This window comes from Stenotrophomonas sp. 05L44_2, assembly GCF_056665995.1.
Genome location: NZ_JBFTNR010000237.1, coordinates 1 through 5,357, shown reverse-complemented (window position 1 = coordinate 5,357; position 5,357 = coordinate 1). Strand labels below are relative to the sequence as shown.

At 66.8% G+C, this 5,357-nt stretch carries 3 protein-coding genes; all 3 read left to right on the top strand.

The features are described from left to right. Positions 1-290 precede the first annotated feature (290 nt). On the top strand, positions 291-1,688 hold the full coding sequence (locus AC1VAN_RS10065; protein ID WP_442251769.1) for a ribosomal protein uL16 3-hydroxylase: 1,398 nt from the start codon (positions 291-293) through the stop codon (positions 1,686-1,688). A gap of 3 nt (positions 1,689-1,691) precedes the next feature. After that, positions 1,692-2,594, top strand: coding sequence for a GNAT family N-acetyltransferase (locus AC1VAN_RS10060; RefSeq protein WP_032978874.1), 903 nt, complete (start codon positions 1,692-1,694; stop codon positions 2,592-2,594). A 186-nt stretch (positions 2,595-2,780) separates the two neighbouring features. After that, the coding region (locus AC1VAN_RS10055) for a 2-oxoglutarate dehydrogenase E1 component (protein ID WP_480985737.1) at positions 2,781-5,357 on the top strand (2,577 nt) is incomplete at its 3' end.

Here is a 5,357-nt window from a genome sequence, read left to right as displayed (position 1 = left end):
GGTGAGGGCGCTTTGCTTGCGAAGCAATGCTTCGCGAGCGACCGAACGCCCAGCCGCCAGCGGCTGGGCCGGGCCCCGGAGGGGGACTTGCAGCGTCCCCTGCATGGCCCACCCGCCCGGCCAAGCGCGGCTTTTGCTTGTGAGCCTGACCGCCACGAGGGGCTCCGCCGTTGGCCGGACACCCCGCGACAAACCAGCACACGTGCGCAATCCCATCGAACGTCGGACAATGGAGTCCTTGGCGGCCCGCCACGCCGCCCCTCCCGCTTTCCGCTGCAAGGAACTCCCCCATGGCCGCCCGCAAGTCCTCCTCCCCCCTGATCGAAGTCACCGCCCGCCGCGGCCAGCCGCTGGGCATGGCACCGGCCACCTTCCTGCGTGACTTCTGGCAGAAACGCCCGCTGCTGATCCGCAATGCCTTCCCGGATTTCCAGACCCCGGTACAGCCGGAAGACCTGGCCGGCCTGGCCTGCGAAGAGGGCGTGCTGGCCCGCCTGATCGAGCACGACAAGGCCCAGGACGGCTGGCGCGTGCGCAGCGGCCCGTTCCAGGAAGACATCTTCCCCGCCCTGCCCGACCACGACTGGACCCTGCTGGTGCAGGACGTGGACAAATGGGACAAGGACGTGCGCGCCCTGATCGAACACTTCAGCTTCCTGCCGCGCTGGCGCATGGACGATGTGATGATCAGCTTCGCCGCTACCGGTGGCTCGGTCGGTGCCCATGTCGACCAGTACGACGTGTTCCTGCTGCAGGCCCACGGCCACCGCCGCTGGCAGATCGATGCCAGTGAATCGATCAAGGGCAAGCGCCCGCCGCTGGGCTTCCGCCCCGACGTGGAACTGAAGCTGCTGGAAGTGTTCAAGCCGACCCACGACTGGGTGCTGGCGCCGGGCGACATGCTGTACCTGCCGCCGAACGTGCCGCATCACGGCGTTGCCGAAGACCCGTGCCTGACGTTCTCGTTCGGCATGCGCGCACCGTCTTCGGCCGAGCTGATCAGTGACTACCTGGACACGTTGATCGCCGACGCCGACGAGAACATCCGCTACCAGGACGCCGACCTGAAGGCACCGGCCGACCCGAACGAGATCGACACCGTGGCGATGGCGCGGGTGATCACCGCGCTCAACGCCATCCGCATGAACGATCCGGACAAGCTGGGTGACTGGTTCGGCCGCTTCATCACCACCTACCGCGCCGCCGGCGAGGTGATGGCCCACCAGGCCGCGCCGCCACAGGAAGAAGTGCTCGAGGCCCTGCAGTCGGGCCTGCTGCTGCAGCGCCACCCGTGGGCGCGCCTGGCCTGGCGCCGGGCCAAGCGCGGTGCCAGCCTGTATGTCAGTGGCCAGGACTTCGCCCTGCCGGTCAAGGACGCGCAGCGCCTGGCAGGTGCCGAGCAGCTCGACGCCGCCGCCTACCGCGGTCTGTCCGACAAGGGCCGTGCGGTGGTCCAGCAGTTGCTGGTCGGCGGCGTGTTCCAGCTGATCGATCCGAACGAGGTGTACGCCGACGAGGAGGAAGCGGTGCTGGGTGAAGTGATCGAGGGCCACGAGCAGGTCGAGGTGATCGAGGCTGACTCGATGTCCGATGACGTCCATCTGGTGACCGTGCACGACGACGGTATTGAAGTGATCGTCAACTTCGATGACCACGACGAAGACGACAGCGACGCCGGCCGCGGCTGAGCCATGAGCCCGCTGCGGGTCCAGCAGGTCAGTCACGCCGAGGCCCACGTCGCCATCCACGACGTGCGCCAGCGGGTGTTCGTGCAGGAACAGGGCATCGACGCCGCCCTGGAGCGCGATGCCCTGGATCCGGTCTGTGCCCACGTGCTGGCGCTGGATGCCGACGGGCATCCGGTCGGCACCGGGCGGCTGGCGCCCGATGGCCGCATCGGCCGCATGGCGGTGCTGGCGGCGTATCGCGGCCACGGCATTGGCGAGGCCCTGCTTGAGGCACTGGTGCAGGCCGGGCGCCAGCTCGGCCTGGCCGAGCTGCACCTGCATGCGCAGCTGCCGGCACGCGACTTCTACGCCCGCCAGGGCTTCCTTCCGGAAGGCCCCGAATTCGAAGAAGCTGGCATTGGCCACCAGCAGATGCGGCGCCGCCTGCAGGCCGTTTCCGCCATCGACAGCCGCGCTGAAGCGGTGGCGATCACCACGGCGATCATCCACCGCGCCCGCCGTCGATTGTGGCTGCACAGCCGGCAGCTGGACCCCGGCCTGCTGGATGCGCCACCGGTACAGGCGGCCCTGCGCCGCTTCGTCACCGCCCGCCACGACAAGCAGCTGCGGGTGATCGTGCATGACGCCGCAGCCATCGCCAGTGCCGGTGCGCCGCTGCTGGCGCTGTTCCAGCGCCTTCCCAGTGTGATCCAGTTCCGCGAGGTCGCCGATCCGATCGATCGCGCCCTGGCCTCGGCCTGCCTGCTCAACGATGCAGGCGACTTCTACTTTCGTCTCATCGGCCATCGCCTCGACGGCGAATCGGCAATCGCGCTGCCGGCACGTTCGCAGCCGTTCGAGCAGCAATTGCAGCGTGTCTGGGACCGTTCGCGCGAATGCAGCGAATTGCGCGCACTCGGCATCTGACCGCGACCGGTGCGCTCAACCTGTCTGGGACCGACACCGGGGGACGCCCGATGCCCTCGTCGCTGCCCCTTCGTGTCCGGATGGGGGTACAATTTGGCCGTTTGAACGCGCCCGTGCATGGCTATTCATCTTCGTGCCGGGTCCTTCTGAAGCCATACCCCACAAAGCGAATCAGCACCCTCCATCGTGGACAATCAACTGAAGCAGTTTGCGCAATCTTCGCAACTCGCCGGCGGCAACGCCTCCTATGTCGAGGACCTGTACGAGCAGTACCTGGTYKCCCCGGATAGTGTCGAYCCMAAATGGAARACCTACTTCGACGGCTTCAAGGGCCGCGAAGCGGGCGACATTCCGCACTCGGCCGTCATTTCCCACATCGCGGACGCGGCCAAGGATGCGCTGAAAGCAGGCACCGGCACCGGTGCAGGCGATGAGCGCGAGCGCAATGTCGGTCGTCTGATCACCGCCTACCGTTCGCGTGGTCATCTGGACGCCCGCCTGGACCCGCTGGGCCTGGCCTCTCCGGTCAACACCCCGGACCTCGGCCTGCCCTTCCACAACCTGTCCGATGCTGACCTCAACAGCGAGTTCAGCACCGGCGGCGTGGGTGGCCAGCCGCGCATGAAGCTGCGTGACCTGCTGGCGCGCCTGAAGGCGACCTACACCGGTTCGATCGGTGCGGAGTTCATGCACATCTCCGAGGTCGAGCAGCGCCAGTGGATCTACAAGAAGCTGGAACTGGCAGGTGGCAACTACCAGCTGGACGCTGACACCCAGCGCCGCACGCTGGAGCGCCTGACCGCCGCCGAAGGCCTCGAGCGCTACCTGCACACCAAGTACGTCGGCCAGAAGCGCTTCTCGCTGGAAGGCGGCGACTCGCTGATCCCGATGATGGACACCATCATCCGCAGCGCCGGCAAGGATGGCGTCAAGGACGTGGTGATCGGCATGGCCCACCGCGGCCGACTGAACGTGCTGGTCAACACCCTCGGCAAGAACCCGCGCAAGCTGTTCGACGAATTCGAAGGCAAGTTCGAGCACGACGAGCACGCTTCGGCCGGCGATGTGAAGTACCACATGGGCTTCTCCGCCGACGTGGCCACCGAGGGTGGCCCGGTGCATCTGGCCCTGGCGTTCAACCCGTCGCACCTGGAAATCGCCGACCCGGTGGTTGCCGGCTCGGTGCGTTCGCGCCAGGAACGCCGCAAGGACACCGCACGCAAGCAGGTGATGCCGATCCTGATCCACGGCGACGCGGCCTTCTCCGGCCAGGGCGTGGTCATGGAGCTGTTCCAGATGTCGCAGGCCCGCGGCTTCGCCGTTGGCGGCACCGTGCACATCGTGGTCAACAACCAGGTCGGCTTCACCACCTCCAATCCGCAGGACACGCGCTCCACGCGCTATGCCACCGACGTGGCGAAGATGATTGCCGCCCCGGTGCTGCACGTGAACGGCGATGATCCGGAAGCGGTGGTGTTCGCCGCGCAGCTGGCGTTCGAGTTCCGCCAGAAGTTCGCCAAGGACGTGGTCATCGACCTGATGTGCTACCGCCGTTGGGGCCACAACGAGGCCGACGAGCCGGCGATCACCCAGCCGCTGATGTACCAGGTGATCCGCAAGCACGCCACCACCCGCGAGATGTACGCCGAGCAGCTGGAAAAGGCAGGCGTGATCGCCGCCGGCGCCGGCAAGGCGATGGTCGATGCGTACCGCGAGAAGCTCGATGCCGGTGAAGTGACCACCGAGCTGGCCAAGGTCGAAAAGACCCCGCCGACCAGCCCGCTGTTCGTTGATTGGCCGAAGCTGCTGGAAGGCAAGCTGTCCGATCCGGTGTCGACGAAGGTCGACAAGGACAAGCTGGTCGCGCTGGCCAAGCTGATCAACACCGTGCCCGAAGAAGTGCAGCTGCACTCGCGCGTGTCCAAGGTGTACGACGACCGCCGCAAGATGGCTGCCGGCGAGATCCCGGGCGACTGGGGCTTTGCCGAGAACCTGGCCTACGCCACCCTGCTGGATGAAGGCAGTGCGCTGCGCCTGGTCGGCCAGGACGTCGGCCGCGGCACGTTCACTCACCGCCACGCGATCCTGCACGACCAGAAGACCGACAACTGCTACCTGCCGCTGCGGCAGCTGGTGGATTCGCCGGAGAAGGCCACCGTCATCGATTCGCTGCTCAGCGAAGAAGCAGTGATGGCCTACGAGTACGGTTTCTCGACCACCGATCCGAACACCCTGTGCATCTGGGAAGGCCAGTTCGGCGACTTCGCCAACGGCGCCCAGGTGGTGATCGATCAGTTCATCGCCGCCGGCGAAGCAAAGTGGGGCCGCATCTCCGGCCTGACCCTGCTGCTGCCGCATGGCTATGAAGGTCAGGGCCCGGAACACAGCTCGGCGCGCCTGGAGCGCTTCCTGCAGCTGTGCGCGCTGGAGAACATGCTGGTGGTGGTGCCGTCGACCCCGGCGCAGGCCTTCCACATGCTGCGTCGCCAGCAGCACCTGACCACCCGCAAGCCGCTGGTGGTGATGTCGCCCAAGTCGCTGCTGCGCCACAAGCTGGCCGTGTCGACCCTGGACGAGCTGGCCAATGGCGAGTTCCAGCACCTGATCGGCGATGCCAATGCAGATGCCAAGAAGGTCAAGCGCGTGGTGCTGTGCTCGGGCAAGGTCTACTACGACCTGCTGGAAGACCAGACCAAGCGTGGCCAGGACGACGTGGCGATCATCCGCGTGGAGCAGCTGTACCCGTTCCCGCGTGCGCTGCTG